General features: G+C 63.5%; 23 protein-coding genes. 15 read left to right on the top strand and 8 right to left on the bottom strand.

Annotated features, from left to right (window positions below; all coding sequences use genetic code 11):
- Positions 1–268 precede the first annotated feature (268 nt).
- A complete protein-coding gene (locus tag BDD21_RS02030) occupies positions 269–1,960 on the bottom strand; it encodes a TonB-dependent receptor (RefSeq protein WP_120795721.1) in 1,692 nt (563 codons plus the stop codon).
- 469 nt (positions 1,961–2,429) lie between these two features.
- Between BDD21_RS02030 and dksA the strand changes: the two genes are divergently transcribed.
- A complete protein-coding gene (gene dksA / locus BDD21_RS02025) occupies positions 2,430–2,855 on the top strand; it encodes an RNA polymerase-binding protein DksA (RefSeq protein ID WP_120795720.1) in 426 nt (141 codons plus the stop codon).
- Between the two features lie 51 nt (positions 2,856–2,906).
- Here dksA and BDD21_RS02020 read toward each other — a convergent pair whose 3' ends face one another.
- From BDD21_RS02020 to BDD21_RS01995, 6 genes are all read right to left on the bottom strand, one after another.
- Positions 2,907–3,509: a 2OG-Fe(II) oxygenase family protein gene (locus tag BDD21_RS02020; protein WP_120795719.1), complete on the bottom strand. Its 603-nt coding sequence runs from the start codon at positions 3,507–3,509 to the stop codon at positions 2,907–2,909.
- Positions 3,510–3,599: 90 nt separating this feature from the next.
- Positions 3,600–4,079, bottom strand: coding sequence for a CreA family protein (locus BDD21_RS02015; RefSeq protein WP_120795718.1), 480 nt, complete (start codon positions 4,077–4,079; stop codon positions 3,600–3,602).
- A 29-nt stretch (positions 4,080–4,108) separates the two neighbouring features.
- Positions 4,109–5,302: a protoporphyrinogen/coproporphyrinogen oxidase gene (locus BDD21_RS02010; RefSeq protein ID WP_120795717.1), complete on the bottom strand. Its 1,194-nt coding sequence runs from the start codon at positions 5,300–5,302 to the stop codon at positions 4,109–4,111.
- A gap of 224 nt (positions 5,303–5,526) precedes the next feature.
- Entirely contained in the window at positions 5,527–6,165 is a 639-nt protein-coding gene (locus BDD21_RS02005) for a hypothetical protein (RefSeq protein WP_245969362.1), read from the bottom strand.
- 72 nt (positions 6,166–6,237) lie between these two features.
- On the bottom strand, positions 6,238–6,810 hold the full coding sequence (locus tag BDD21_RS02000; RefSeq protein WP_120795716.1) for a Tll0287-like domain-containing protein: 573 nt from the start codon (positions 6,808–6,810) through the stop codon (positions 6,238–6,240).
- 340 nt (positions 6,811–7,150) lie between these two features.
- Positions 7,151–7,495, bottom strand: coding sequence for a YebG family protein (locus BDD21_RS01995; protein WP_120795715.1), 345 nt, complete (start codon positions 7,493–7,495; stop codon positions 7,151–7,153).
- A gap of 393 nt (positions 7,496–7,888) precedes the next feature.
- On the opposite strand from BDD21_RS01995, the gene BDD21_RS01990 reads away from it, so the two are divergent.
- The 7 genes from BDD21_RS01990 to BDD21_RS01960 all read left to right on the top strand — a co-directional run bounded on the left by BDD21_RS01990 (position 7,889) and on the right by BDD21_RS01960 (position 15,936).
- A complete protein-coding gene (locus BDD21_RS01990; RefSeq protein ID WP_120795714.1) occupies positions 7,889–8,170 on the top strand; it encodes a helix-turn-helix domain-containing protein in 282 nt (93 codons plus the stop codon).
- The gene (hyfB, locus tag BDD21_RS01985; protein WP_120795713.1) at positions 8,167–10,182 is read left to right on the top strand and encodes a hydrogenase 4 subunit B; all 2,016 of its coding nucleotides are present in this window, start codon (positions 8,167–8,169) and stop codon (positions 10,180–10,182) included. Before BDD21_RS01990 ends, hyfB begins: the two co-directional genes overlap by 4 nt.
- A gap of 252 nt (positions 10,183–10,434) precedes the next feature.
- On the top strand, positions 10,435–11,400 hold the full coding sequence (locus tag BDD21_RS01980) for a respiratory chain complex I subunit 1 family protein (protein WP_120795712.1): 966 nt from the start codon (positions 10,435–10,437) through the stop codon (positions 11,398–11,400).
- On the top strand, positions 11,397–12,095 hold the full coding sequence (locus BDD21_RS01975) for a formate hydrogenlyase (protein ID WP_120795711.1): 699 nt from the start codon (positions 11,397–11,399) through the stop codon (positions 12,093–12,095). The genes BDD21_RS01980 and BDD21_RS01975 overlap by 4 nt, the downstream gene beginning before the upstream one ends.
- Positions 12,092–13,588, top strand: coding sequence for a hydrogenase 4 subunit F (locus tag BDD21_RS01970; RefSeq protein WP_120795710.1), 1,497 nt, complete (start codon positions 12,092–12,094; stop codon positions 13,586–13,588). Before BDD21_RS01975 ends, BDD21_RS01970 begins: the two co-directional genes overlap by 4 nt.
- Positions 13,585–15,219 carry a hydrogenase large subunit gene (locus tag BDD21_RS01965; RefSeq protein ID WP_120795709.1) on the top strand — a complete coding sequence of 545 codons (1,635 nt, stop codon included), beginning with the start codon at positions 13,585–13,587 and terminating at the stop codon, positions 15,217–15,219. The genes BDD21_RS01970 and BDD21_RS01965 overlap by 4 nt, the downstream gene beginning before the upstream one ends.
- A gap of 192 nt (positions 15,220–15,411) precedes the next feature.
- On the top strand, positions 15,412–15,936 hold the full coding sequence (locus tag BDD21_RS01960; protein WP_120795708.1) for an NADH-quinone oxidoreductase subunit B family protein: 525 nt from the start codon (positions 15,412–15,414) through the stop codon (positions 15,934–15,936).
- Positions 15,937–16,152: 216 nt separating this feature from the next.
- Here BDD21_RS01960 and BDD21_RS01955 read toward each other — a convergent pair whose 3' ends face one another.
- Positions 16,153–16,614: a hypothetical protein gene (locus tag BDD21_RS01955; protein ID WP_211334957.1), complete on the bottom strand. Its 462-nt coding sequence runs from the start codon at positions 16,612–16,614 to the stop codon at positions 16,153–16,155.
- A gap of 477 nt (positions 16,615–17,091) precedes the next feature.
- On the opposite strand from BDD21_RS01955, the gene BDD21_RS01950 reads away from it, so the two are divergent.
- The 7 genes from BDD21_RS01950 (at position 17,092) to BDD21_RS01920 (ending at position 26,775) form a co-directional block, all read left to right on the top strand.
- Positions 17,092–17,769 carry a heavy metal response regulator transcription factor gene (locus tag BDD21_RS01950; protein WP_120795707.1) on the top strand — a complete coding sequence of 226 codons (678 nt, stop codon included), beginning with the start codon at positions 17,092–17,094 and terminating at the stop codon, positions 17,767–17,769.
- Positions 17,769–19,250 (top strand): heavy metal sensor histidine kinase, encoded by a 1,482-nt coding sequence (locus tag BDD21_RS01945; protein WP_120795706.1) that lies wholly within the window; start codon positions 17,769–17,771, stop codon positions 19,248–19,250. The genes BDD21_RS01950 and BDD21_RS01945 overlap by 1 nt, the downstream gene beginning before the upstream one ends.
- Positions 19,251–19,597: 347 nt before the next feature.
- Positions 19,598–21,970, top strand: a complete 2,373-nt coding sequence (gene hsdR, locus BDD21_RS01940) for an EcoAI/FtnUII family type I restriction enzme subunit R (RefSeq protein WP_120795705.1) — start codon at positions 19,598–19,600, stop codon at positions 21,968–21,970.
- A 26-nt stretch (positions 21,971–21,996) separates the two neighbouring features.
- On the top strand, positions 21,997–22,410 hold the full coding sequence (locus BDD21_RS01935) for a four helix bundle protein (RefSeq protein ID WP_245969361.1): 414 nt from the start codon (positions 21,997–21,999) through the stop codon (positions 22,408–22,410).
- 124 nt (positions 22,411–22,534) lie between these two features.
- Positions 22,535–24,004 (top strand): type I restriction-modification system subunit M, encoded by a 1,470-nt coding sequence (locus tag BDD21_RS01930; protein ID WP_120795704.1) that lies wholly within the window; start codon positions 22,535–22,537, stop codon positions 24,002–24,004.
- 86 nt (positions 24,005–24,090) lie between these two features.
- Positions 24,091–25,251, top strand: coding sequence for a PDDEXK nuclease domain-containing protein (locus tag BDD21_RS01925; protein ID WP_120795703.1), 1,161 nt, complete (start codon positions 24,091–24,093; stop codon positions 25,249–25,251).
- A 3-nt stretch (positions 25,252–25,254) separates the two neighbouring features.
- Complete coding sequence (locus BDD21_RS01920) at positions 25,255–26,775, top strand: restriction endonuclease subunit S (protein WP_120795702.1); 1,521 nt, start codon at positions 25,255–25,257, stop codon at positions 26,773–26,775.
- Position 26,776 lies beyond the last annotated feature (1 nt).

The raw sequence follows: 26,776 nt of genomic DNA, 5'->3' as shown, positions 1-26,776 counted from the left end.
GAAAAACGTCTCTGGAACGATTCAAAAACAACCGAAACACGTAGGATGGGTAGAGCGAAGCGAAACCCATCCTCCAAACCGCCGCGTTGCCGGATGTCGGTCTGTTGTGCTTGGTGCGGGCTGGATGGGTTTCGCTGACGCTCTACCCATCGGTCATCGATACATCCTGAAATCGCGTCGGCTCCGGGATCGCGGATCGATGAGGAGCCCGATCCCGAGTGAACCCGTTGCGTGTCCCCACGAGACGCGATTTCAAAAGGGCGCGATTTCAGAAGGCGTGGGCCCCGTGCGAGCCCATACTCACCAGGAACTGAAGATAGAAGGCATCGAACCGCTCGCGTTCGCCCGGCGCCTGCAGAATGTCGTTGTGCGCATACTGGGCGCGCAGTCGCGAGAATTCCGTGAGGTTCCAGGTGACATCGAAGGTCCAACGATCCGACGAGCCGAAGCTCGCGTTCTTGCCGCCGCTGACCTCGTTGGTCATCCCGAGCACGTCGTAGCGCAGGCCGGCCGTCCATTTCGGGGCGAATCCGTAGATCGCCTGGGCATAGAGGCCGTCCGTGGTGAAGGTGCGGCGTGAGCCGACCACCTCAGGGTGGGCGCTCGAGGTGATCCTCATGTCCTTGATCGAGCGAAGGTACTCGCTCTGAAACTTGAAGTCTTTGTGTCCGTAGGCGCCGCCGCCGTCGTACTTGTAGACCAGATCGACACCCCACAGCTGCGCATCGCCCGCGAGGCCGTTGCGGTGAACCTCGATCTCGTGATGGTGGTCATGACCATCGTCGTGCCCGTTGTCGTGCCCATCGTCATGGTGACCATGGTGCACATGGGTGTGCTCATGGACGGCTTGATGCTGGTTGTTGTTCGCGTAGGACAACCCGAGCTGCAGCGCATGATTGATCCCGATCTCGGGTGCGACTTTGGCGAAGGCGGTCCAGAGGCGCGGGCCGTCCTTGGTGTCGCCGAGCTCCAGCGCCGCCCGGTCGTCGTCGCCCAAGGTCGCGCCGAAGATCTCCTGGTTGCCTTGCAAGCCCTCCACACCGAGCAGGGTATAGAAGGGCAGCTTCGGGAGCCAGGTGAGCTGAAGTCCGGTGTCCTGGAGCCCGTGCGGGCCGAGCAGATTCAGGTAGGGCAGGTTCTGATCGACGAAGTCCCATTCATGGGGATGCTGCCGATTGATGTAGCCGAAGTCGCTGAGGAACTTGCCGCCTTTCACGCGCAGGCCGGCCGGGAGGCTGCGGGTCTGAAAATAGCCCTCTTCCAGCTCCACCGTGCCGTCCCCGTCGATCGCGATGAACAGCGAGGCATCGAAATAGGGGTCGACGGTTGCCGAGAAGGCGATCTCGGCCTCGCGGAAATTGAAACCGTTTTCGGTGAGCCCGTGCACATGGCCGCCATGTCCCTCGTCGTGGCCGTGGTCGTGGCCGTGACCGTGGTCGTGCGGCGCTCCGCGCGAGGGTTGGAATGCCTCTCCGACCACTGTCGCACCCTCGCCGTCGATCCCGTCGTGGTAATAGTTGCCGTCGAGGAAGACCGAGATCTGCGGGTTGAACGCCGTGCCCGAGGTCAATGCGCCGAGGCCCGTCTTGCCCGGCTCCGGGCTCGCGGGAGGCGTGACGAGCGGCGCTGTCATCGGTCTGGACTCGGTCGATGCGACAGCCGCAGCCTGCTCCGCGCGCACCGCTGCCGCCTCCGAGCGCGTTGCGGCCCGGGTTGCGTCACGCTCGGCCTTCGCGAGGCGGGACTCGAGATCCTGAATCCGGCGCTCGTACTGTGATTTCATCTGATCGACCATCGCCCGAAGCTCTGCGATCTCGGTATCCGTGGCAGGAAACGCGGCCATCGGCGTGAGCAAGGCGACAGCGCACGCGATCCGGGCCGGAGCATGCAGCTTGAACCGGCGGGCGACCGGAACCTCCTCCGCCGACGGGTTCCGTGAGCTAACGTTATAACATTTCATAAGTGATAGAGACTCGTTGTGCTCGAAGGTTAAACCGCGCCCGGCGCGGTCTGCGATGTTCTTGGATGGGATCGGCCCCGGCAGACGCGACGCCCACTGGAGCAAGCGCGGTTTAAGATATTAAAAAATATATGATTTAAACCGCGTCCCCGCTAAAGGCCGTGGATGTCGGACCCTTTCGTCTCCGATAGACTTGCCGAACGCTACCCGAATACGCGATGCTCCGCCGACGTCACCTGGATTGCCGGTGATCTGAACGGCTGATGCAAGGACGGTTCGCGGTGCATGCCTCGGTCGGCATGCCGACAAGACTTGCGGTGGTCCGGTCGCGAACGCAGCGGTGCATCGGGACCGAGGCGTTGCGTGGTCCGGGTGCCGACAGCGCGTTCGGGTTCGCCTGCTCAAGAAGGTACTGAAGTCGTGTTATGTTATTACATATTCGATCTGCGTCAAAGTGAGGGGGTGTCCGATGGCTGAGGATCCAGGATCCGACTATTCTCCCGGTCCCGAAGAGGAGTACATGAACGAGCGTCAGTTGGCCTATTTTCGTGCCAAGCTGCTTGCCTGGCGGGCCGAGCTTCTGGAAGAGGCTCAGGGAACGCTCGACGGGCTGCGTGACAGCGCCCATCAAGAGGTCGGCGACGATGTGGATCGCGCCACCCGCGAGGCGGATCAGGCGCTTGAGCTGAGGACCCGCGACCGTTGTCGCAAGCTGGTCCACAAGATCGACGAGGCGCTGGTGCGGATCGAGGACGGAAGCTACGGCTACTGCGAGGAGACCGGCGAGCCGATCGGTCTGGCGCGCCTGGAAGCACGTCCGGTCGCGACCCTTTCGGTCGAGGCGCAGGAGCGGCGCGAGATCAAGGAGCGCCAGCAGTTGAGCGGTGCCATGTGAGGTCGGCCCCGGTTCCGCCCTCGGGCGAGGGCGGCGCGGGCCGGTCGATGTTCAGCGCGGGCCGATATTGATGCCGATCGCCAGACGCGGGAACGCGCTGCGGTTCGTCTCGACGGCATGGGGAAGGTGCGGCGGGAAAAAGAGGAAGGTTCCGGCACAGGGCTCGATATGAATCGTCGATGGCCCGTCGTAGAGGATCAAATCGCCCGAATCCGGCGGGGTCGCGACGTAGTAGACGCCCGAGAGCAGTTCGTCGTGCTCGTCGTGAGTGTGCTTCGAGGTGCCTTGCCCCGACTCCGTGAGATTCAGCCAAAACCCGCAGCGCAGCGTCCCGGGCGCGCGCCCGAGGATCAATCCGGCGCAGGCAAGTGCCTGATCCAGGACTGGCAGAATGGCTGGGATGCGGGTGCGCTCGATGTAAAGGTTCTCGAACCGACCGCCGGTAAAATGGGTGCGACGCTCGAAATCATCCTCTCGCATCGCGTCTACGGCGGTCACGATGGCCGTGTTGATCCGCTCGGCATCGGCAAGGCCGCATCGATGGATCTCGGCGTTCGACCAGCCGACTCGGCTCGGCACTGCAGGAACGGGGTCGCTTCCGCCGAGTGCGATCCTTTTCGTGGCCCTTTGCGCATCTGCGATGGGCTGTTTCATCGAGCTGTGTTCCTCCTTCAGTCCGTCTGCGCAAGATGTGCTTCCTGTCGTCGGCACAACCGACGTGCGGGAACCGGCCCGGAGATCGCCTTATGGCGCTGGGCTGCCCCAGGGCAGAATCGGTACAGCGGTAATGCTGTTCTTGGGCGAGCCTTCGATGACCCTATCGCTGTAGCTCAAGTAGACCAGCGTATGTCGGGGGGCATCATAGAAGCGCACGACCTGGAGGCTCTTGAACAGCAGCGAGGTGCGCTTCTTGAAGACCTCGCTGCCGTCCTGCTTGCCGTCGCGAATGTCGTCGGGCAGGGTGATGTGACCGACCTGAGCGCAGTGGATCGCCGCATCGGAGGTGTCTTCCGCCACCCCGACCGCACCCGAGACACCGCCCGTCTTGGCTCGGCTCAAATAGCAGGCTACGCCCGGGACCTCATCGTCTTCGAAGACCTCGATGAGGATCTTGTCGTTCGGCCCCATCCATTTGAACTTGGTCGCGACGCTGCCGATGATCTCGGCGGCAGCCGTGCCGATCATGAAGGTGAGGGCCAATCCGAGCGCGATGCGTGTTCTCATGGGTGTCTCGATTGGGGTGACGTGGTGTCTTATCCCGCGAAGAGTCGGTCCGACTCGCTGCGGCTGCGTGTCAGGGCGTCCTCGATGGAGACGCCGAGGAACCAGTTTCCGGTGACGGCGAGCCGCGTCCCGGCGAGGGTCTCGTCGAGTCGTCGTACCCGCGCGTTGTGGCCCGTGCGCAGTGCCGGCAAACGGTTGCGCACCCGCGCCTGTGCCGCGATGTGGCTCGGCGTGGTGCCCAGCGCGAGACAGGCCCGCTCGATCTGGGCCTGCTCGCCGAGCACGCCCGGTCGGAAGTGGAAGGCGAATCCGCGGTAGCTCGGGTCGGCGAGAAAATCGCGCGAGACGGCCGAGTAGAATGCCTCGTCGACGGCGATGAGACCCGCGATGGGTTTGAGCCCCAGGTCAGAGGTGCGGAACGCCAGGACCAGGGTCTCGATCTCGGCCACGCCGATATCGGTGATCGCGGCCCGTGCGGCGTCGAAGCCGGCCGGCAGCAGTGCAGTGGCGACATCGGGCGGGACGGCGAGGGTGAGCGAGCCGCAGCTCAACGTCTCCCCGCCGGTCGTGACGCGAAAGCCTTCGCCATTGCGCTCGATCGCCGAGATCTGCGCTCCGGTGCGGACCTCGAGCCCCTCCTGCGCGGCGATGGCCGCCGGGATGGCCGAGAGTCCGGTCGAGAAGGTGAACGCCTTGATGACGTCTTTGCGGCGCGGTTTGCGGCGAAACAGCGCCTCGGCGGGGTAGTTGTCGGCCGGCTGGCAGATCACGGCCTGAAAGGCATGACGCAGCAGGTCGCGATAGTTGCGTCGTCCGAGGACATCGCCGTAATAATCCGAGACACTGCGCCCTTCTTTGGGGGCAGAGAAGATCTTCGGGATCGAGCGCATCGCCTCCCAAATGTGCAGCGCCGAGAGGATCGAGCCGCGTTGCCCTCCTTTCCAAAGAAGATAGCCGACCTTCCCCTTGGGCTGAACGTGTCGGGTCAATCCGAGATCGTCCAGGATCGACAGAAGATTGCCGTAGCTGTTGAAGCAGGTATGGCCACCGGCCTCGGTCCAGAAGCCACCGAGCTCAGGGAAGGTCTGACTGTTGATGCAGCCCCCGACACGATCCGATGACTCCAGCACGAGGGTCCGGTGGCCGCGGCGGGCCGAGAAATGGGCGGCACCCAAGCCGCTGATGCCGGCGCCGATGACGATATGGTCGAAGTCCGTGCTCATACGCTGCTCATGCTCTGCTCATAAACCGCGCCCAGTGCGGTATGCGTTGTTTGTCGGATTGGCTTGGCCGCGCCGGCTCCGACGACCGCCGGAGCCGGCGCGGTTTAAAATTCTGAAAAATATAAAATCTTAAACCGCGTCTCACCGAGGTCGAGGATATCTCCGAAGCCAAACGCAACGTGAAAATGACGCATGTTGCTCTGGACGCGGTTTAGGCCCATGCGTCAGTCGGGCGGCTCCCGGGGCGCGCTCCCCGGGGGCTCGCTCCGAGGGCGCTCGCTCCGAGGGCTCTCGTCGGGCGGCTCGATCTCGGCAAGCGAGAGATAGTCGATGTCGGGAATCGGGATCGGCGTGGGCAGCGGCTCGCAGTCCGCCAAGCTCCAGTCCTGTCCCGAGACGAGGCTCAGCTCGCCTGTGTCGAAGGCCGCTATGTTAACCGTGCGTGAGGGTTCGAGAAAGCCGTCTTGGGCGGTGGCCAGCGAGAGAGGCGGGTTGGCGCTGTCGTCGGGTGAGTCCGGTTGCGGGGATGGGTCGCGGTGCAACGCCGACACGGCCTCGGTCGCGTTGCCGGATGTGAGCGGTTGCGCCTCGGTGTTCCGGGGCGTGTTCAGGGGTGTGTTCAGTGGCGTCACCGTCAGGCGGGCGCCGGCGTGCTCGAAGACCTCGGTAAAGCGTGCCGTGGTCGCGGCATCGGCGTTGCGTTTGACGATCACCGGCCGTCCGGTGAAGAGGCGCTCGGCACCCGCCTCGCTGAGCTTGAAGAGCGCCGTCAGGCGCTCGCGCACCCGGGCAGGGTCGGCTCCGGGAGCCAGATCGCCCTTATAGCTGAGATCGAACCGTTCCTCGGCCATGTCTGATGTCACGTTGGCGCCTCGGCGCAGAGCGCGGAGCGATGCTGAAGCGATCGCCCGGACTGGCGTCCGGGCGCGGTAGGTTTAAAGCGGCTTGGACAGGCTGAATGCGCCTCGGACATCGCCGAGGCTGTAGCCGCGTGCCATGTCATCAGGATAGCGCTCATCGATCGCCGTCGCGAGATCCGGCGTGATGGCGGTGCCGTGGCAGGCGAGACAGACCTCCGCGGTCGGGATGGCCTTCATGAAGCGGAAGGTCTTGCCGTCGGCGGTCTCCACGACCTCGGCATAGGCCATCGGTTGCACGTCTTCTCCGGCGGCGCGACGGGCGTCGAAGTCCGCGAGGACCGTCTGCTCCCAGGCATCCGGCGAATTCTCGGCAGTGTTGCGCGTCTTGAGGCTGGTTCGACCGACCTCCCAACCGGTGCGCGCGGAGAGGTCGGCCGCGATAGCAGGTGCACGGTCTTGACAGACCGCGATGGCGTTGACCGGGCCGCCGTCCTTCATGGCGGCCTGCAACTCGCCCTGCAGCGTCGTGGCGAACTCTTGGACGATGGCCTTGGCTTCGGCAGCGTTCGGGTTCGGCGGTGTCTCGGCACTGAGCGTGGTGGCGGCGAGGATGGCTGTTGCAGCGGTCAGGCGTGCGACGCGTTTCATAGGCAAGGTCTCCGAGTCGATGGGTTGGGGACAGAGTGTCGGGGCGAGCTGGACGAATGCGGTTCGAGCTGCTCGCGCGGGTTGCATCAGCGCGATCCCGTCGCGAGGCTCGCTGTCTTTGACGGATCGACCGTCGAGAGTTCCGCGTGCTCGGTCGTCTGAGGGGACTCTAGACGGGATGGATCCGGCACGCATTGATTTTTCGATGCATTGCACACGCCGGGTATTGTCCGCACTGGCCGAGCCCAAAAAACGCCCGTAGGGTGGACAAGCGCAGCGCAGTCCACCCAGCCGCGCTTGTTCCCGTTACCCTAGGGTGCCGTCCAGCCTGCGGACCCGGTCAGCCAGCGGCCCGCAGGTTTGCGACCTTGGACGTCGCCTCGGGTTGCTCCTCCACCGTCTCGCTGTCGTCCTTCGCGGTTTCGACGGGCTCGATGGTTTCGATCTCGGCCGACTTGCCCTTGAGGATGCGCTCGACCGTTTTGGCGTTGCGCGCAAGATAGATGGTCAGCTCCTCGAGATCGCTTTCGGGGAGGTCCGGCAGGATCTTGTCGTGGCGCAGGAGCTCGGCGAGTCGCTCCGCACTTTCGAGTGCTTTGTCGTAGGCATCGGCGGCCTTTTTGTCGGTCGTACGCAAGCGTTCGGCTCCCTTCTGGTCTCTGACGACGTATTCGATTTCGATCACGGTCTTGGGCTCCAGGGTCGGCTGTGGTGAGCCCCGCGCGAGGGCTTGAGCGGACAGTATACTGTCGAAAAAGACAGGCGTGCACGCCAGGCCGCGGGCATGATGCCGGGCTCCGAGCGAATCGACAGATCGAAATACATCTTGCTGAATGATATCTCCGCGCTATAAAATCATGTCTAAAATATGCTTGGTGATGTTTAAACCGCGCCCGGTGCGGTATGCGCAATTTGTTGGAATGGCTTGGCGGCGCCAGCTCCGACGACTGTCGGAGCTGGCGCGGTTTAAAGTATTAAAAAGTTAAATTTTAAACCGCGTCTCGCTGAGATCAAGGAAGTCCCCGACGCTAAACACAACATGAAAATGACGCATTTCGCTCTGGACGCGGTTTAGAACATGATTATTGCTGCTCAGATCCGTGCCTCACGTGCCCTGCTGGGGCTCGACCAAAGGGGGTTGGCCGAGGCTGCGGGTCTGTCTGTGCCGACCATTCAACGGATGGAGGCCAGTGACGGTCAAGTCCGCGGCAATCTGGATTCGGTCATGAAGCTGATCGAGGCGCTGGATCGGGCCGGGATCGAGCTGATCGGCGAGGGCCAGGTCAGCGCAGGCGGCGGGCGCGGGGTCCGGCTCAAGCAGACCAACTCCGAGGCGACCGGCACCGACGCGACCTCATGAGGATCGAGATCGCCTTGTCCATCGCCGGACTCGCGGTGGTGCTGGCCCTCGGATCGGCCGCCGTCTCGCTTCTGGCGGTACGCTTCCCCAAGGTGGTGCGCTTCGCGGCGATGCCGTTGACAGGTCTCTGCGGTCTGGCGGCGATCGTCGCGGGACTGGGCGCCTTGTTGTCGGGCGGCGTGGCGACGGCGACCTTGCCCTTGGGCCTGCCCTGGCTGCCCTGGCATGTGCGCATCGATGCGCTTGCCGGGTTCTTCCTGCTGCTGTTCGGTTTGGTGACCAGCGCGATCGGGCTCTACGGGCCGGCCTACGTGCGCGGGCTCGAGCAGGGCCGCGATTCGCTGGTCGCGCTCGGCGGCTTCACCGGGCTCTTCCTGGCCGGGATGCTCCTGGTGGTCCTGGCCGACGACGCCTTCCTATTTATGATCGCCTGGGAGGTCATGTCTCTGGCGTCCTACTTCCTGGTCGCCTTTCAGCATGAGCAGGCGGCCAACCGACGCGCGGCCTTTCTCTATCTCCTGATGGCCCATGTCGGTGGCCTGAGCATCCTGCTCGGGTTCGGGGTGCTGGCCTCCTTCGGCGACGGTTTCGCCTTCGCGTCCATGCGCGCTGCCGAGCTGTCGCCGATGTGGGCCAGCGTGGCGTTCGGGTTGTGCTTTCTCGGCTTCGGCATGAAGGCCGGTTTGGTGCCGCTGCATGCCTGGCTGCCCGAGGCACATCCGGCCGCGCCCTCGTACATCTCGGCCCTGATGTCCGGCGTCATGCTCAAGGTGGCGGTCTATGGCTTCATCCGTCTGGTGTTCGATCTGATCGGCGATGTCCAGTGGACCTGGGGGATGGCGGTGCTGGCGATCGGCAGCCTCTCGGCGCTCACGGGAGCGCTCTTTGCGCTGATGCAGACCGATCTGAAACGTCTACTCGCCTATTCATCCGTCGAGAACCTGGGCATCGTCTTCATCGCTCTGGGGTTGGCGCTGATCTTCATCGGCACAGGCCATCCGCTGCCGGGTGCGCTCGCCTTCGTCGCAGCACTCTATCACGCGCTCAATCATGCCCTCTTCAAGGGCCTGCTCTTTCTCGGCGCCGGCTCCATCCTGCACAGCACCCACGAGCGTGATCTCGAGCAAATGGGCGGCCTGCTGCGGCGCATGCCCTGGACGGGCTTCTTCTTCCTGATCGGTTGTCTGTCGATCGCCGCGCTGCCACCCTTCAACGGCTTCGTCTCCGAGTGGCTGACCTTCCAGGCCGCCCTGCAGGCTTGGCAGCTCGAGAGCGGTGTTATGCGCAGCCTCATCCCGATCGCCACCGCCGTGCTGGCGCTCACGGGCGCCCTGGTGGCGGCGACCTTCGTAAAGGTTTACGGCATCGCTTTCCTCGGTCAGGCGCGCAGTCGGCATGTGCGCCGCGCCCGGCCCGGTCCCTGGGGGATCCGCGCCGGGCAGGGTGTGCTCGCGGCGCTTTGTGTTCTGCTCGGTCTCTTTCCGACCCTGGTCATCAATCTGATCGATGCCGTTCCGCGCCAGCTTCTCGGTGGCGGGCTGCCCGACGCGGGCAGTCGAGGCTGGCTCTGGCTGGTGCCGAATGCGTTTGAAACGGCCAGCTACAGTGCGCCTCTGGTGACCGTGCTCCTCATCGCGATCGCCGTTCTGGTGGTCTGGAGCCTGCACCGTGTCGGCGTGCGCCGGGTGCGGCGCTGCGATGCCTGGGACTGCGGTTTCGCACCGCCGACGGCGCGGATGCAATATACGGCGACCGCCTTCGCCCAACCGGTACGGCGGGTCTTCGCCTTGCTGTTCCGGGTCGAGGAGGCGCAGGTGGCACGCGAAGACGGCGGGACGCGCTATCAGATCAAGATCGGCGACCGCAGTTGGGACGCGCTCTATCTGCCCCTGGCACGTCTGGTCGAGGCCGCCGCGCGCCGCGTGGTCCGTCTGCAGTCGGGCAATGTCCGCGTCTATCTCGGGTGGACCCTGGTGACCTTGCTGGTCTTGCTGTGGATCGTCTCCGCATGACCGGCCTCGTGGTTAGATCCACTAGGCGTCGGGTTTTCGGCTTTACGTTCGGTAAAGGACCGATTCAAGTCAATTAAAACAACTCGACGCGTGAAACGCGTGAACCCCTTTGCCACTTTATCGTTGTCGTTCTCGTAATCGACAACGACAACGACAACGACAACGACAACGATTGGATTCGGTGGTCACCTCACTCACCACTCACCACTCACCACTCACCACTCACCACTCTAAGATAAAACGCTGAACCCGATGGCCGAGATTCTAACCCCGTCCGCCTGGCTGCTCGCCTTCGTGCAGGCGCTCCTGTTTCCGGCGCTCGCCCCGCTCCTGGTGGGCTGGGTCCGCAAGGTCAAGGCGCGCCTGCAGAACCGGCGCGGGGCCTCGGTCTTTCAGCCCTATCGCGAGCTGCGCAAGCTGCTCTTCAAGGAGGCACGGGTTGCCCATACCGCTTCGCCCCTGTTTCGCGCCGCACCTTCCGTGGTCTTCGTCGCCACCTGGCTGGCGGCGGCGACGGTGCCGCTTCTGACCATCGATCTGCCGACCGCGGTGGTGGCCGACATCATCGTGCTTGCCGGGCTACTGGCGCTGGCACGCGTCTTCCTCGCCCTTGCCGGCATGGACGTGGGCACCGCCTTCGGCGGCATGGGCGCCTCGCGCGAGATGATGATCTCCGCCTTGGCCGAGCCGGCGATGCTGATGGCGGTCTTCACCCTGGCCATGACGGCCCACAGCACCAATCTCGGAAGCCTCATCGCCCATCATCTCGGCGATGCCTTCGTCCTGCGCCCCTCCTATCTCTTTGCCTTTGCAGGACTGACGCTGGTGGCGCTCGCCGAGACCGGCCGTATCCCGGTCGACAATCCGACGACTCACTTGGAGCTGACCATGGTCCACGAGGCCATGGTGCTCGAATACTCGGGTCGGCATCTGGCCCTGATGGAGTGGGCCGCTCAGATCAAGCTTCTGCTCTACGGTGTGCTGGTCGCCAACATCTTCTTTCCCTGGGGGATCGCGACGGACCCGGCACCCGCGTCGCTGGCGATCGGGTTGGGTGCCATCCTGCTCAAGCTGGCGGTGCTCGGGGCTGCCCTGGCGGTGGCCGAGACGGTCCTCGCGAAGATGCGACTCTTCCGTGTCCCGGCCTTTCTGAATCTCGCCCTGCTGCTGGCCCTGCTCGGGCTCTTGAGCCATGTGATCCTGGAGGTAGGGGCATGAACCTCCCGGCGTTGCCGCTGCTGCAACAGTTGGTGGTCCTGCTGGCTGCCCTGGTCCTTTTTCTTTCCTTCGTCCTGCTGGCGCAGAGTCGGCTGGTTTCGGCGATCCATGCCTTCGCCTGGCAGGGCGCCCTGGTCGCCGCGGTGACCGCGGTGGTGGCCCTGAGCGGCGAGGTCCATCATCTGTATTTCTCGGCCGGATTGACGCTGATCCTCAAGGCGTTGGTGATCCCTGCAATGCTCCATCGGCAGGTCCGCGGACTGGCGCTGGAGCGTCACACCGAGGCCCTGCAGCGTCCGACCCTGGCCATCATCGCGGCGGTCGGCCTGGTGATCTTCAGCTCCTGGCTGGTGCTGCCGATGGTGGCCGAGGAGCTGGCCTTCACGCGCAACATTCTCGCCATCAGCCTCGCGGTGGTCCTGATCGGCTTCCTCATGATGGTCGTCCGCCAACAGGCAGTCGCCCAGGTGCTGGGGTTCATGTCGATCGAGAACGGGCTCTTCCTTGCCGCCGTCTCGGCCACCGGCGGCATGCCCCTGATCGTCGAGCTGGGCGTCGCCTTCGATGTCCTGGTCGCTATGGTCCTGTTCGGGGTCTTCTTCTTTCAGATCCGCGAGAGCATCGACTCGCTGGACGTGGATCGGCTCAATCGGCTGAGCGAGACGGCGGAGATGGCGGGGGAGGAGCGTCCGTGACTGCACTCCTGCTCACACTGCTGGCGCCTTTGCTGGGTGCGCTCGCGCTGGCACTGGTCCGGCCGCCCGCCGTGGGCGGCTGGCTGAACCTCGCCGTCTCGGCGCTTACGCTTACCGCCGCCGGCTGGTTGGCCTGGTTGGTGGCCATCGATGGCGAGGTCTTCGGCCAGCTGATCGGCATCGGTTTTCGGGTCGATGCCTTCAACGTCTATCTGGTGGCCTTGACTGCCTTCGTCGGTTTGACCACGTCGATCTTCTCGCGGCCCTACATGCGCCATGTCCGTGCCGAGGGCCGGGTCTATCTCGGCGGCATGCGGGTTTATCACAGCATGTATCAGACCTTCATGCTGACCATGCTGACGGCGCTCACCACCGACAACCTCGGTGTCCTCTGGGTCGCGGTCGAGGGCGCGACACTCGCCACCGTTCTGCTCGTCTCGCTCTACCGCACGCCCGAGGCGATCGAGGCGGCCTGGAAGTATTTCATCCTCTGCGGTGTGGGCATCGCGCTGGCCCTGTTCGGCACCGTGCTGACCTATTTCGCGGCCCAGCATATCGACTTCGGCGCGCTCGCCGAGCCCGGCGCCGGTCTGATCTGGAGCAGTCTCTACACCCATGCCGCAGCGCTCGACCCCACCGTCATGCGCATCGCCTTTGTCTTCCTGCTGGTCGGCTACGGCACCAAGGTCGGTCTGGTGCCCATGCACCAGTGGCTGCCGGACGCCCACTCCGAGGGGCCGACGCCCATGTCCGCCGTGCTCTCCGGGCTGCTGCTGAACGTCGCGCTCTATGCCCTGGTGCGTTTCAAGATGCTGGTCGACGGCTCGCTCGCGGCGACCGCATCGCCGCACCTGGCGGGGGCTTTGCTGATGGGCTTCGGGCTGGTCTCCTTCACGGTCGCCGGGCTTTTCCTGCATCGCCAGCGCGACATCAAGCGCCTGTTCAGCTACTCATCCATCGAGCACATGGGGCTCATGACCTTCGCGTTCGGGCTCGGCGGCCCGCTCGCCACCTTCGGTGCGCTGCTGCACATGCTGGTGCATTCGCTCACCAAGTCGGCCATCTTCGTCACCGTCGGTCATGCCGCGCATATCGCCGGGAGTCAGGGGATCGAGAAAATCCGCGGTCTCATCCGCACCCAGCCGGCGGTCGGCTGGTCGCTGCTGATCGGCGTGGCCGCCATCGCCGGCTTCCCGCCGTTCGGGGTCTTCACCAGCGAGTTCCTGCTGCTCACCGCCACCATGCAGGCGCAGCCCTGGCTGACGCTGCCGCTGGTGACCGGCCTGGCCATCGCCTTCGCGGGGCTCTTCCGGCATCTGCACCCGATGGTCTACGGCACCCCTCCCGAGGGCCAGCAGCCCGTCAAGGCCAATATGATCCCGGTCGTCGTGCATCTGGGGCTGGTGCTCTGGCTGGGGCTCGCGATCCCCGGCTTCCTTGCGCAATGGCTGAACCGGGCGACGCAACTCATCACGGGGGAAAGTCTGCTGTGAGCCGCTTCGACTGGTTGTCCGAGTATCTGGCCCGGCTCGACGACGATCATCTGATCGCCCGACACGGTGACACTCGCGTCCTGGCCCCGGCCCATCGACTGGAACTCGATGCCGAGGACTGGGGGCCGGCAGGTCGAATCGCCGCAGCGATGGGGCTAAGGCACGCAGGTGTTTGGGCCGATCCCCTCGGGCCCGACCCAATGCAGAGAGGGGCCGAGAACGGGACCGAGATCGAAGGTCCGGCCATCCGCGTCCAGGCGTGCCTGGAGCAGGGCGGCGACTATCTGATCCTGCACACCCTGGTGCCGCAGACGCGGCCGGTTCTGGGCTCGCACACCCCGGCCTATCCGGGTGTGGATCGCCTGGAGCGCCACGCCCAAGATCTGACCGGCGTGCGCTTTCTCCGGCACCCGGATGAGCGTCGCTGGACCCGCCACCAAGCCTGGTCGGCCGACGAGCATCCCCTGCGCCAGGATTTCCCGATCGACGGGCGACGCGAGGGGCGCACCCCGGCCGATGTCGACTACCCCTTCACCCGTATCCAGGGCAGCGGCGTCTACGAGATCCCGGTCGGACCCGTCCATGCCGGCATCATCGAGCCCGGACACTTCCGCTTCCAAGCCGCCGGCGAGGACGTCCTGCGTCTGGAGGAGCGGCTCGGCTATGTCCATCGCGGGATCGAGAAGCTCGCCGTCGGGCGCGATCCGCAGAGTCTGATGCGACTCGCCGGGCGCGTCTCGGGTGATTCGACCGTCGCCCACGCCTGGGCCGCCGCTCAGGCGATGGAACGCGCTGCCGGCTGCGAGCCGCCGCCGCGCGCGACGAGCCTGCGCGCCATCCTGGCCGAGCGCGAGCGTATCGCCAACCATCTCGGCGATATCGGCGCCATCTGCAATGATGTCGGTTTCGCTTTCGCCCACGTCCAATGCGCCCGGTTGCGCGAACAGTGGCAGCGCCGCAGCGCCGCGCTCTTCGGTCATCGCCTGATGATGAACACGCTGGTTCCCGGCGGCGTCGCCCAAGACCTCTCGGAGACGGCCTTCCGCGAGCTACGTCTGGACCATGCGGCTCTGCACAAGGCGATCGAGCCTCTTTTCGATATCGTCGATGATCATCCGTCGCTCGACGACCGGCTGATCGGCACCGGCATCCTCGCGCACGCCGACGCGCGCGCGCTCGGCTGTACCGGCTATGTGGGCAAGGCCAGCGGACTGACGTTCGATGTCCGTCGCGACAGCCCCTATGCGCCGTACGACCAGGTGACGGTCGACAGCCCGGAGGAGACCGCAGGCGACGTCGCCGCCCGGGTTCGGGTGCGCATGAAGGAGGTCCGCGCAAGTCTCTGGATGCTCGACCGCCTGCTCGATGCCCTGCCGGAGGGCGAGATCGCAGCACCCTTCGCGCTACCGGAGGAGGGCGCCATGGGCCTGGGACTGATCGAAGGCTGGCGCGGGGAAATCCTCTGCTTCGTGCGCTTCGCCTCAGAGGGCCGGATCGCCCGCTACTTCCCGCGCGACCCGAGCTGGTTCACCTGGCCGGCTCTGGAGCGCCTGATCCACGGCAACATCGTTCCCGACTTTCCGGTGTGCAATAAGTCGGTTAATGGGTCGTATGCGGGGGTGGATCTCTGAACCGCGCCACCCGACGACAGGCGCGGGTCGTTGCTCGGCTCGACCTCGCGGCCATCAACGAACGCCGGAGCGGGCGCGGTTCAGGATATTTAAAGCTTTTTTTCTGAACCGCGTCAGGCAGAGGGCTTATGGGTATCTTCGGCATCGCGGCTTCCGATTAACCTCTCGAATCACGACGAGACGCGGTTCAACATGTTCCGAATTCTTAAGCAATCCTTTCGCACCGGTGTCGTCACCGAGGCCGTGCCGGTCCACGACGATGCCGAGCTGGAACGGCTCGGCATCGAGGTGCGCCGACAGATCGATGCGCGCTTTGGCGGCAGCCTCGCCATCCGCCAGGTCGACGCGGGCTCCTGCAACGGCTGCGAGTTGGAGATCCATGCGCTCAACAACCCCTTTTACGATGTGGAGCGCTTCGGCATCCACTTCGTCGCCTCGCCCCGCCATGCCGATGCGCTGCTCGTCACCGGTCCGGTCTCGCGGCATATGGAGACCGCGCTGCGCCGCACTTGGCGCGCCACCCCGTCACCCAAATTCGTCATCGCTGCCGGCATCTGCGCCTGCGACGGCGGCGAGATCGGGGTCTCGTATGCCTCCTGCGGGGCGGTCGAGAACGTCATCCCGGTCGACATCAAGATCCCCGGCTGCCCGCTGACGCCGCTCGATCTGCTGACCGGACTGCTCGGCGCCTTGGCGAGCGATGACGACAAGCGCTGATCGGATCCGCCCGACTCGACCTAAACCGCGTCCAGAGCGAGATACTGATTTTCGAGTGGGCTCGCCGTTTGGTTCGTCCACAACCTTTTGCGGGCATGCGGTTTAAAACCATCCATTTTTTAATCTCTTAAACCGCGCCGGCTCCAGCGCTCGTCAAGTCTCCCGGGGCCAATCCCATCCAAAAACATCGCATACCGCGCGAGGCGCGGTTTAATTTCAATGATGGTGAGCATGATCGTTGCTGTCGGCCGGTGCGGCGTCGGTTGCGGAATGCACCTGTCCCGCTTGGGCGCCCGGTGTGAAGCGCGCCTGCCAGGTTTGTCCGTCCGGGAAGGTCAGTGAAACGACGGCCTTCATGTCCGGCTGTTTTTCGAACGCACCCTCGCCTGCGAGTCGGTTGGAATCGACCGGTTCGAGCGCGATCGTTGTCCGCCCGCCGCTCATCAAGATGACGTTGCCGCCGACGCCCTCGCTCGGCACGGGCGCGTCGCCGTGATCGGTGAGAAAGACGCTCACGGCGTTCTCGCCCAGCACCAGCTCGAAGTGATAAGGCCCGGCCATGCGCACCTGACCGCCGTTGGGGGACTCCATTGCGTCCAGGGTGGCGTCGTCATGGGCGAGAGCGAGTGTGGGAGCGGCGAGGGCGAGGGCGAGCAGGACGGTCGTCGTTGTCTTCATGGGTGCCTCCTTGGTTTTAAACCGCGCCCAGCACGGTCTAAGATGTCTTTGGATGGGGTCGGTGACGAGCCGGCGCGTCGAATCGGCGCCCGAGGACGCGATTGCTGTCAGATCGCCCGACCGGCCCGGATTCGAGAAATCGCCCCCAATTCTCCGTCGCGGCGCTGACTCCCTCCTGACTGCATCATGACAATCGCGTCATCCTTGTCGCCGCACAAGGTTTCGAGCGGGTTAACCTAAATCCGGCATTTGGAAACGCAAAGGCGCAAAGGACGCAAAGGTCTTCAGTGCCTTGGTTCAATGACGCTATTCACCCATAGGGTGAACGTCGTGCGCATTGCAGTTTCTTGTTTTCGTTGCGTCCTTTGTGCCTTTGCGTTTTAACTGCTCTTTTTAGGGTTAAGGAACTCGCACCCGCACCCGCGCCAGCACACGCGCACGTCGGTCGAGGGCAACGAGAAGAAGAGGGGGGGAGCGATGAAGATCCTGATCGTCGAGGACGAGCCCAAGACGGGCGATTATCTGCGCCAGGGACTGACCGAGGCGGGCTTCGTCGTCGACCTGGCGCGCGACGGCTTCGACGGTCTGCATCTGGCCGCCGGCGGGGACTATGACCTGGTGATCCTCGACGTCATGCTGCCGGGTCTCGACGGCTGGCAAGTCCTCTGCGGCGTGCGGCGCAAGGATGCGGACCTACCCGTGCTGTTCCTCACGGCGCGCGACCAGGTGGACGACCGTGTGAAGGGCCTGGAGCTCGGTGCCGACGACTATCTGATCAAGCCCTTTGCCTTCGCCGAGCTGTTGGCGCGGGTGCGGACCCTCTTGCGGCGCGGCCGGGCGGCGAGCGAGCCGACCGTCCTGCGCGTGGCCGATCTGGAGCTGGACCTGTTGCGCCGTCGCGTGCTGCGCGGCGGTCGCCGGATCGAGCTGACGGCCAAGGAATATGCCCTGCTGGAATTGTTCATGCGCCGTCGCGGGGAGGTCTTGCCGCGTTCGCTCATCGCCTCCTCGGTGTGGGACATGAACTTCGACAGCGATACCAACGTGGTCGATGTCGCCGTCCGCCGGCTGCGTCTGAAGGTCGACGAGGGATTCGAGCCCCGTTTGATCCAGACTGTGCGCGGCATGGGCTACGTGCTGGAGACGCCGCAGTGATGGCGCCTTCTCTCACCGTCCGGTTGAGCCTCTTATTCGCGGTCTCGACCGTGGCCCTGCTGCTCGGCCTGGGATGGACCTTGGAGCGCGCGGTCGCGCTGCATTTCCGCGAGCTCGATCACCACGAGATCGCCGGCAAGCTCGCCCTGGTGCGCAACCTGCTCGGCAAGGCCACGACCCCCGCGGCACTGGCGAGCCTGCCCGCGGACTTGGATGCCGCGCTGGTCGGCCATCCGGGATTGGCGCTGCGTGTCCGGGCGCCCGACGGCAGTTTCCGCTTCGTCAGTGCGCGCGGGCAGCTTCCTCCCGAGACCGCGTCGGCGCGCAGCGGTCCGGGGGACCCGGACGACATCCTCTGGGTCCGCTGGGACGATGGCGCGCGCGCTTTTCGCGGGCTGATCGCCCGCGTTCCTGTCGGGGTGCCTGCGCAGACGCGGGACGCGACGACGGCTGGAATTGCCGAGCCGCCGCCCGATACTGTCGACATCGGCCTCGACATCAGCCATCACCAAGCCTTCATGGCCGAATTTCGGCGCATCCTGGTGCTGGCCATGCTGCTGGCCGCGGCGGCTGCCGCCGCCTTGGGGTGGGCCGTCACGCACGCCGGCCTGCGCCCGCTGCGACGCATCACGGCCTTGGCCGCGGACCTGGATGCGAGCCGGCTCGGTGCACGCCTGCCCGAGACCCGGGTGCCGGCCGAGATCAAGTCGTTGGTGGTCGCCTTCAACGCCATGCTCGCGCGGCTGCAGGACAGCTTCCAGCGCCTGTCGGACGTCTCCGCGGACATCGCCCACGAGCTGCGTACACCCATCTCCAATCTCACGCTCCAGACCCAGGTCGCGCTCAACGCCGCACGCGATGCCGAGCAGTATCGCGAGGTGCTGTATTCCAGCCTCGAAGAGTACGAGCGCATGGGCCAGATGATCGGCGACATGCTCTTCCTCGCCCGGGCGGACCACGGCCTGCTGCACCCGACCGCCGAAGCCCTGGACCTCGCAACCCAGGTGCGAGACCTGTTCGACTATTTCGATGCCTGGGCCGAGGAGCGCGGCGTCACGCTCGTCTTGACCGGCGCCGCTTGCGCGCAGGCCGACCCTTTGATGTTGCGTCGGGCCTTGAGCAACCTGCTGAGCAACGCCATCCGCCATACAGGTGCGGGGCAGCCGGTGCGCGTGCAACTCGAAGACGACGGGCGTCACGCGCGGATCCTCGTCGAGAACCCCGGGCCACCCATCCCGCCGGAACAGGCGGCACGTCTCTTCGAGCGCTTCTACCGCGCCGATGCGTCCCGCGGCCGTCGGGGCGACACGGCAGGATCCGGCACCGGGCTCGGTCTGGCCATCGTCAAGTCCATCGTCGAGGCTCACGGCGGTGCCGTCGAGGCGAGCTCCCGCGCGGGCTGGACACGATTTACCGTGATGTTGCCCGTCGCACGCCTGCGCTTCGCCGAGACGGCGCCGGCCCCCGGAAAATTAACGTGAAGGGGGTCGCCAGGGGCATGACGGTTCGCGCACGCTGGTATGCCGTCGCGCGTTCGGAAAACGGCAGCGCGATGAGAAAACAAGCCATGAACACCTTCATCGTCAGAGCCCAAGGTGTTGCGTTAGGTCCCTGCCCCTGTTGCTGTCGTCGAATATCCACGATCCGCACGTGTTCCGCCGGAGATTCATCATCCCGAACCGCGCGGCCACGGGCTCCCCCTTCTTCACCGAGTTGCGTACACTGCCGCCCGAGCTGCCGGTACAAGGTTGGGCTCGCATTCTCACGAATCCCAGCCCGGCTCCGCACCCCCGCGCTCCGTGAATCCAACAGGGAAGCTCATACGGGCATGAACAAGAAGGCGCTGACCGAAGCAGACATTCGCACCAAGTTCATTACGCCCGCGCTGGTCGGTGCGAACGGGGACAAGTGGGACCTCCTGACTCAGGTGCGCGAGGAGGTCTACTTCACCAGAGGCCGGGTCATCGTTCGCGGGAAGACGGTGAAGCGTGGCGTAGCCAGACGCGCCGACTACATCCTCGTCTATAGGCCCAACATCCCGCTCGCCCTTATCGAGGCGAAGGACAACAACCACGCCGCCGGCGACGGTATGCAGCAGGCGCTGGACTGCGCGGAAACCCTCGATATCCCCTTTGTCTACAGCTCCAACGGCGACGCCTTTCTGGAGCACGACCGCACGGTGTCCACCGGGCCCGTGACCCGCGAAATCCCCCTCGACCAATTCCCCACCCCGGCCGAGCTCTGGGCGCGCTACTGCAAGGCCAAGGGGTTGGTCGCGGAAGAGCAGGCCGTCGCGGTCCAAGACTACTTCGACGACGGCTCCGGCAAGGCACCCCGCTATTACCAGCGCATCGCCATCAACCGCACCGTGGAGGCCATTGCCCGCGGCGCGAGCCGCATCCTGTTGGTCATGGCCACGGGTACGGGTACGGGCAAGACCTACACCGCCTTTCAGATTATCTGGCGGCTGTGGCGGTCAGGCGCCAAGAAACGCATCCTCTTTTTGGTGGACCGCAACATCCTGGCCGACCAGACCAAGACCAACGACTTCAAGCCGTTCGGTCAAGCCATGACCAAGATTACCAACCGCACGGTGGACAAGGCATTCGAGATCTATCTCTGCCTCTATCAAGCGGTGACCGGGACCGAGGAAGAGCAAAACATTTACACGCAGTTCTCCCCGGATTTCTTCGATCTGGTCTTCGTGGACGAGTGTCATCGGGGCAGTGCCGCGGACGATGCCGCCTGGCGCAAGGTGCTCGACTACTTCTCCACGGCGACCCAGATCGGGATGACGGCGACCCCCAAGGAGACCAAAGATGTCTCGAACATCGACTACTTCGGCGAGCCCATCTACACCTACTCGTTGCGGCAGGGCATCTCGGATGGCTTTCTCGCGCCCTACAAGGTTGTCCGCATCGGGCTTGATCGGGATCTCGACGGCTGGCGCCCGGAATCCGGGCAAACCGACAGGTTCGGTCATGCCATCGAGGACCGCGAATACAACGACAGCGACTACGACAAGAACCTCGTCCTCGACCAACGTACCACCCTGGTCGCCGCCAAGATCACCGAGTTCCTGAAGGCGACCGATCGCTTCGCCAAGACCATCGTCTTCTGCCAGAACATCGACCATGCGGAGCGCATGCGTCAGGCCCTGGTCAACGCCAACCCGGACCTGGCCGCGGCCAACAGCAAGTACATCATGCGCATCACCGGCGACAACGACGAGGGCAAGGCCCAACTCGACAACTTCATCGACCCGGAATCCACCTTTCCGGTCATCGCCGTGACCTCCCAGCTCATGTCCACCGGTGTGGATGCCCAGACCTGCCACCTGATCGTGCTCGACAAACGCATCAACTCCATGACCGAGTTCAAGCAGATCATCGGCCGCGGCACCCGCATCAACGAGGACTACAACAAGCTGTATTTCACCATCATGGATTTCCGCCGGGCGACCGCGCTGTTCGCCGATCCGGACTTCGACGGCGATCCCGTGCAGATCTACGAGCCAGGTCCCGATCAGCCGCCCATCCCGCCGGACGATGAGCCGCAGGAAGGGGAAGGAGAGGCCGGCGGGGAGGGCGACGCTGATCCGTTCGGCGGCAATCAAGACCCGTCCGGCCCCGGCGTCACGCGCTACTACGTGGACGACGTCGAGGTCCGTGTCGTCACGGAGCGGGTGCAGTACCTGGATGCGGACGGCAAGCTCATCACCGAGTCCTTGCGGGACTACTCCCGCAAGACCCTGCGCAAGACCTACGCCTCCCTGGACGCCTTCCTCAACGCCTGGAACGACGCCGACCGCAAGCAGGTCATCCTGGATGAGCTTGCCACCCAAGGCGTGTTTCTCGACGAGCTGGCCGAGCAGGTCGGCCGCGACTACGACGCCTTCGATCTCGTCTGCCACGTCGCCTTCGACCAACCGCCCCTGACGCGACAGGAACGGGCCGAGAAGGTGCGCAAACGCAACGTCTTCGGCACCTATGGCGACCAGGCCCGCGCCGTACTCGATGCCCTGCTCCAGAAATACGCCGATGCCGGCATCCGCAGTGTCGAGTCCCTGGACATCCTCAAGGTCGACCCGCTGCCCACCCTGGGCACCCCCGTGGAGATCGTCAAACTCTTCGGCGGCAAGAGCAAGTATTTGGCGGCGGTGCGGACGTTGGAGAACGCGCTTTATTTGGCTGCAGCCTAATAAGGATGAAGGATGAAGGATGAAGGATGAAATCCGAGTTCAATTCTCCTTCATTCTTCATCCTTCATACTTCAAAAAGGTGTTTGAAGATGACTGACGCTGAGGACTTGCGGGGTCGGACGAAGGCGTTTGCGCTGCGGGTGATTGTCATGTATTCCGCCTTGTCGAGGCGTGATCCGGCGCAGGTGTTGGGGCGCCAGGTCTTGCGCTCCGCGACATCCGTAGGTGCCAATTATCGGGAGGCGCAACGTGGGCGCTCCAAGGCCGAGTTCATTGCCAAGATTGGAGACTGCCTCAAAGAGCTAGACGAAACCGCGTATTGGTTAGCGCTTCTCGAAGAAGCGGCCATCGTTCCTGCTGCAAAACTCGTGGCTCTCCGGGACGAATGCAATCAACTCCTCGCCATCTTCACCGCAATCTCAAAGAAAGCAAAGGGTTAAGGGTTAATTATGAAGTATGAAGTATGGAGGATGAACTAAGAGTCAACCCCGAACTTCATCCTCCCCATCATCCTTCATAATTCAACCTTCAACCTTTCCCCATCAACCTTCATCCTTCATCCCCATGCCGAATGTTTCGAATCTCGTCAAAACCATCCAGGACATCATGCGCAAGGACGCCGGCACCTACGGCGACGCCCAGCGGCTTGAACAACTCGGCTGGATGTTCTTCCTCAAGATCTTCGACGACCGTGAGAAGGAGCTGGAACTGCTGCGCGACGACTACCGCTCGCCGCTACCCGAGCGGCTGCGCTGGTCCAGTTGGGCGGCGGACGACGAGGGCATCACCGGCGACGCACTGCTCGACTTCGTCAACAACAGCCTGCTGCCGAGGCTCAAGGCCCTGACCGGTGGCGGAGACAAGATCGCCGGGCTCATCCGCATGAGCTTCGAGGATGCCAATAACTACATGAAGAACGGCACCTTGATGCGCCAGGTGATCAACAAGATCAACGGCATCGACTTCAACGCCTCCGATGACCGGCACCTGTTCGGCGACATCTACGAGAAGCTGCTGAAGGATCTGCAGTCCGCCGGCAACGCCGGCGAGTTCTACACCCCACGCGCCGTCACCCAGTTCATCGTCGAGCAGGTCAATCCCCGCCTCGGCGAGACCATCCTCGACCCCGCCTGCGGCACCGGCGGCTTTCTCGTCTGCACCATCGAGCACCTGCGCAAACAGGCCAAGACCGAGGCCGACGAACGCAGCATCCAGGACTGCTTCGCCGGCATCGAGAAGAAGCACCTGCCGCATGTGCTGTGCATGACCAATCTGCTCCTGCACGGCATCGACGTGCCGTCCAACGTCCGCCACGACAACACCCTGGCTCGTCCCCTGCGCGACTGGGGGCCGAAGGAACGGGTGGATCTCATCGTCACCAATCCGCCCTTCGGCGGCATGGAGGAGGACGGCATCGAGGCCAACTTCCCCGCCGAGTTCCGCACCCGCGAGACCGCCGACCTCTTTCTCGTACTGCTGATGAAGATCCTCAAGCCCGGTGGCCGCGCCGGACTCGTGCTGCCCGACGGCACCCTCTTCGGCGAAGGTGTGAAGACCCGCATCAAGGAAGCGCTGCTCACCGACTGCAACCTCCACACCATCGTTCGCCTGCCCAACGGTGTCTTCAATCCCTATACCGGCATCCGTACCAACCTGCTCTTCTTCACCAAAGGTGCGCCAACCACCCACGTCTGGTACTACGAGCACCCCTATCCGCCCGGCGCCAAGAGCTACAACAAGGGCAAACCCATCCGGATCGAAGAGTTCGAGGCCGAGCGCGCCTGGTGGGGCGACGAGCAGGACGGCTTCAAGTCCCGCGTGGAAAACGAGCAGGCCTGGCGCGTCTCTATCGACACCATCAAGGCCGGCAACTTCAACCTCGACCTCAAGAACCCGCACAATTCGGACACCGGCCCCGGCGACGTTGACCACCTGCTGCCCGAATACGAAAAGCTCCTCGCCCAGATCGCCGAGACGCGGGCGGCGCTGAGGCGGGAGTTGGAGCGGGCGCTCTGCGGTAAGGATGAAGGTTGAAGGTTGAAGGATGAAATCCGATCTCGCTGCCTCTTCAACCTTCGTCCTTCAACCTTCATCCTTCAACTCATGGAGGCCCTGACGCGATGAACATCCAGGAACTAGCCGACTATCGCGACCTGCTCGGGGACATCAAGGCCCGTGTCCGCCAGGCCCAGCACCGCGCGGCCCTGTCCGCCAATGCCGAGATGATCCGCCTCTATTGGGATATCGGATGCCTGATCGCCGCGCGGCAGGAGCGGGAGGGTTGGGGGGCTGGGGTCATCCCGCGACTAGCCCTGGATCTGAAAAACGAGCTGCCTGAGCAGAAGGGATTTTCAGAACGGAACATCAAGCGGATGCTGCGATTTTTTCGCGAATACCCGAGGTTGCTGCATCCCGCTACCGGTTCAGTGCCGCCGCCTGCGGCACTTTTGCAGAGACTCGACGAGCATGCATCCGCAATTGTGCCGCAGCCTGCGGCACAATTGGGCTCCGCCGAGGCTGACACCGACACGGGCGCAATGCCTGCTGCGCTCGCCTTCGGAATCCCCTGGTTCCATCACGTCATACTCATTGAAAAGATCAAGGATCCGCCGACCCGTCTCTGGTATGCCCGACAGACCCTGGACCAGGGCTGGAGCCGCGAGACGCTGACGGTTCAGATCAAGCAGCGGGCGCACGAGCGTCAAGGCGCCGCCGTGACCAACTTCGCGAGAACATTGCCGAAGATTCATGCCGGCATCGCTCAAGGCTTACTGAAAGACCCCTACCTCTTCGACTTCCTGACGCTGGAAGAGCCTTTCCATGAGCGCGAGCTCGAAACCGGCCTGCTTGCACACATCCAGACCTTTCTGATCGAGCTCGGACGCGGCTTCGCCTTCGTCGGCCGCCAGTATCGGCTGGATGTCAGCGACCGCGAGTTCTATCTCGACCTGCTGTTCTATCACCTCCACCTGCGCTGCTTCGTCGTGGTCGATCTCAAGAAGGGTGATTTCAAGCCCGAATATGCGGGGAAGATGAATTTCTACTGCTCGGTCGTCGATGACCAAGTCCGCCACGAAGATGACGCGCCAACGATCGGACTTATCCTGTGCCAGACGAAAGACCGCATCCTCGCGGAATATGCCCTGCGCGACATCAATAAGCCGATTGGCGTTGCTGACTATGAATTGACTCGGGCGCTGCCGGCGGAATTGGAAAGTAGCTTGCCGAGTATCGAGGATATTGAGGCGGAACTTTCTTTAAGTATGAAGGATGAAGGTTGAAGTATGAACTCAGACCGCGCTGCCCTTTCAAATCTTATCCTTCGACCCTCATCCTTATCCCCCCCTCTTTCATCCCTTATCCTTCAAACGTTCTTCCAGAAGTTCGACATCTTCGTTAACACTCCCCATGCGGTTGCGAAGATGCGGGAGCTGGTGCTGAACCTGGCAGTTACAGGAAGACTGTCAGAAAACACGGATGCGTGGACCGAATCGCCACTCGGAGAAGTCTCGCGGCTTCGCCGTGGTTACGATTTGCCAAAACAATATCGCAAACAGGGATCTGTTCCAATCTTCGCGGCGAACGGTACTGTCGGATTTCATGAAATCCACATGGTGAAGGGGCCTGGCGTTGTGACCGGGCGAAGCGGAAGCATTGGAAAGGTTCACTTCGTTTACGAAGATTTCTGGCCGTTAAACACTGCTCTCTACGTCGAAGATTTTTTTGGCAATTATCCTCAGTTCATAAGCCTGCTCCTTCGATCTCTTCACCTTGACCGTTTCAGCACTGCGACCGCAGTACCGACACTCAATCGGAACGTCGTGCACAAAGAGATCGTGAAAGTTCCACCCCTCGCCGAGCAGAAACGGATCGTGGCGAAGGTGGATGAGTTGATGGCGTTGTGTGATCGGCTGGAGGCGCAGCAGCAGGAACGGGAGACGCGGCACGCCGCGCTCGCCCGCGCGTCGCTGGCCCGTTTTGCCGATGCGCCCACCCCGGCCAACCTCGATTTCCTCTTCCATTCATCCTTCAGCATTAAACCTTCAGACTTACGAAAATCCATCCTCACCCTCGCCGTCCAAGGCAAACTCGTTCCCCAAGACCCCAGCGACATCGCTGTGGAAGATTCGGTCATAGCTGCGCGAAAGAAAGCGGCCTTGACGGATCGCGTGTTAACCGAGTTGGCATCTGATGAAACTCCCTTTGAAGCGCCAGAATCTTGGCGCTGGGTCACGGTTGCGGATGTTGCGGACACTCGGCTCGGAAAAATGCTCGATAAAGAAAAGAACCGAGGAGAAGAGCACCCTTATCTGCGCAACACGAACGTGCATTGGTTTCGCTTTGAGCTCGGAAGCATCAAAACGATGCTCTTCGAGTTTTCAGAACTGGGCGAGTATCGTGTCGAGCCGGGAGACGTGATGATCTGCGAGGGAGGGCACGGGATTGCCCGTTCCGCAGTTTGGAATGGGCAGCTTTCCGGCGTCATGTTTCAGAAAGCGCTCCATCGTGTGCGGCCACTGTCCTGCTTGAACGGGCACTTCCTCACATTCTGCCTTTGGGTCTATGAGCGGGATGGAGTTCTTCAGCGGTATTACACTGGAGCTGGTATCCCGCATTTTACGGGCAAAGCTCTTGCCAAGGTCACCTTTCCACTACCACCCCTCGCCGAACAACGCCGGATCGTGGCTAAAGTGGAGCAACTGATGGCCTTGGTGGACGCGTTGGAAACGCAGCTCGCCGCCTCCCGCGCTACCGCCGCGAATCTCCTTTCCGCCCTCGTCTCCGAACTCACCGCTCAGGTCTGAT

The organism is Thiocapsa rosea (genome assembly GCF_003634315.1).
Lineage (GTDB): Bacteria > Pseudomonadota > Gammaproteobacteria > Chromatiales > Chromatiaceae > Thiocapsa > Thiocapsa rosea.
The sequence above is the reverse complement of the archived record's forward strand: the minus strand, read 5'-3'. Positions and strand labels throughout refer to the sequence as shown.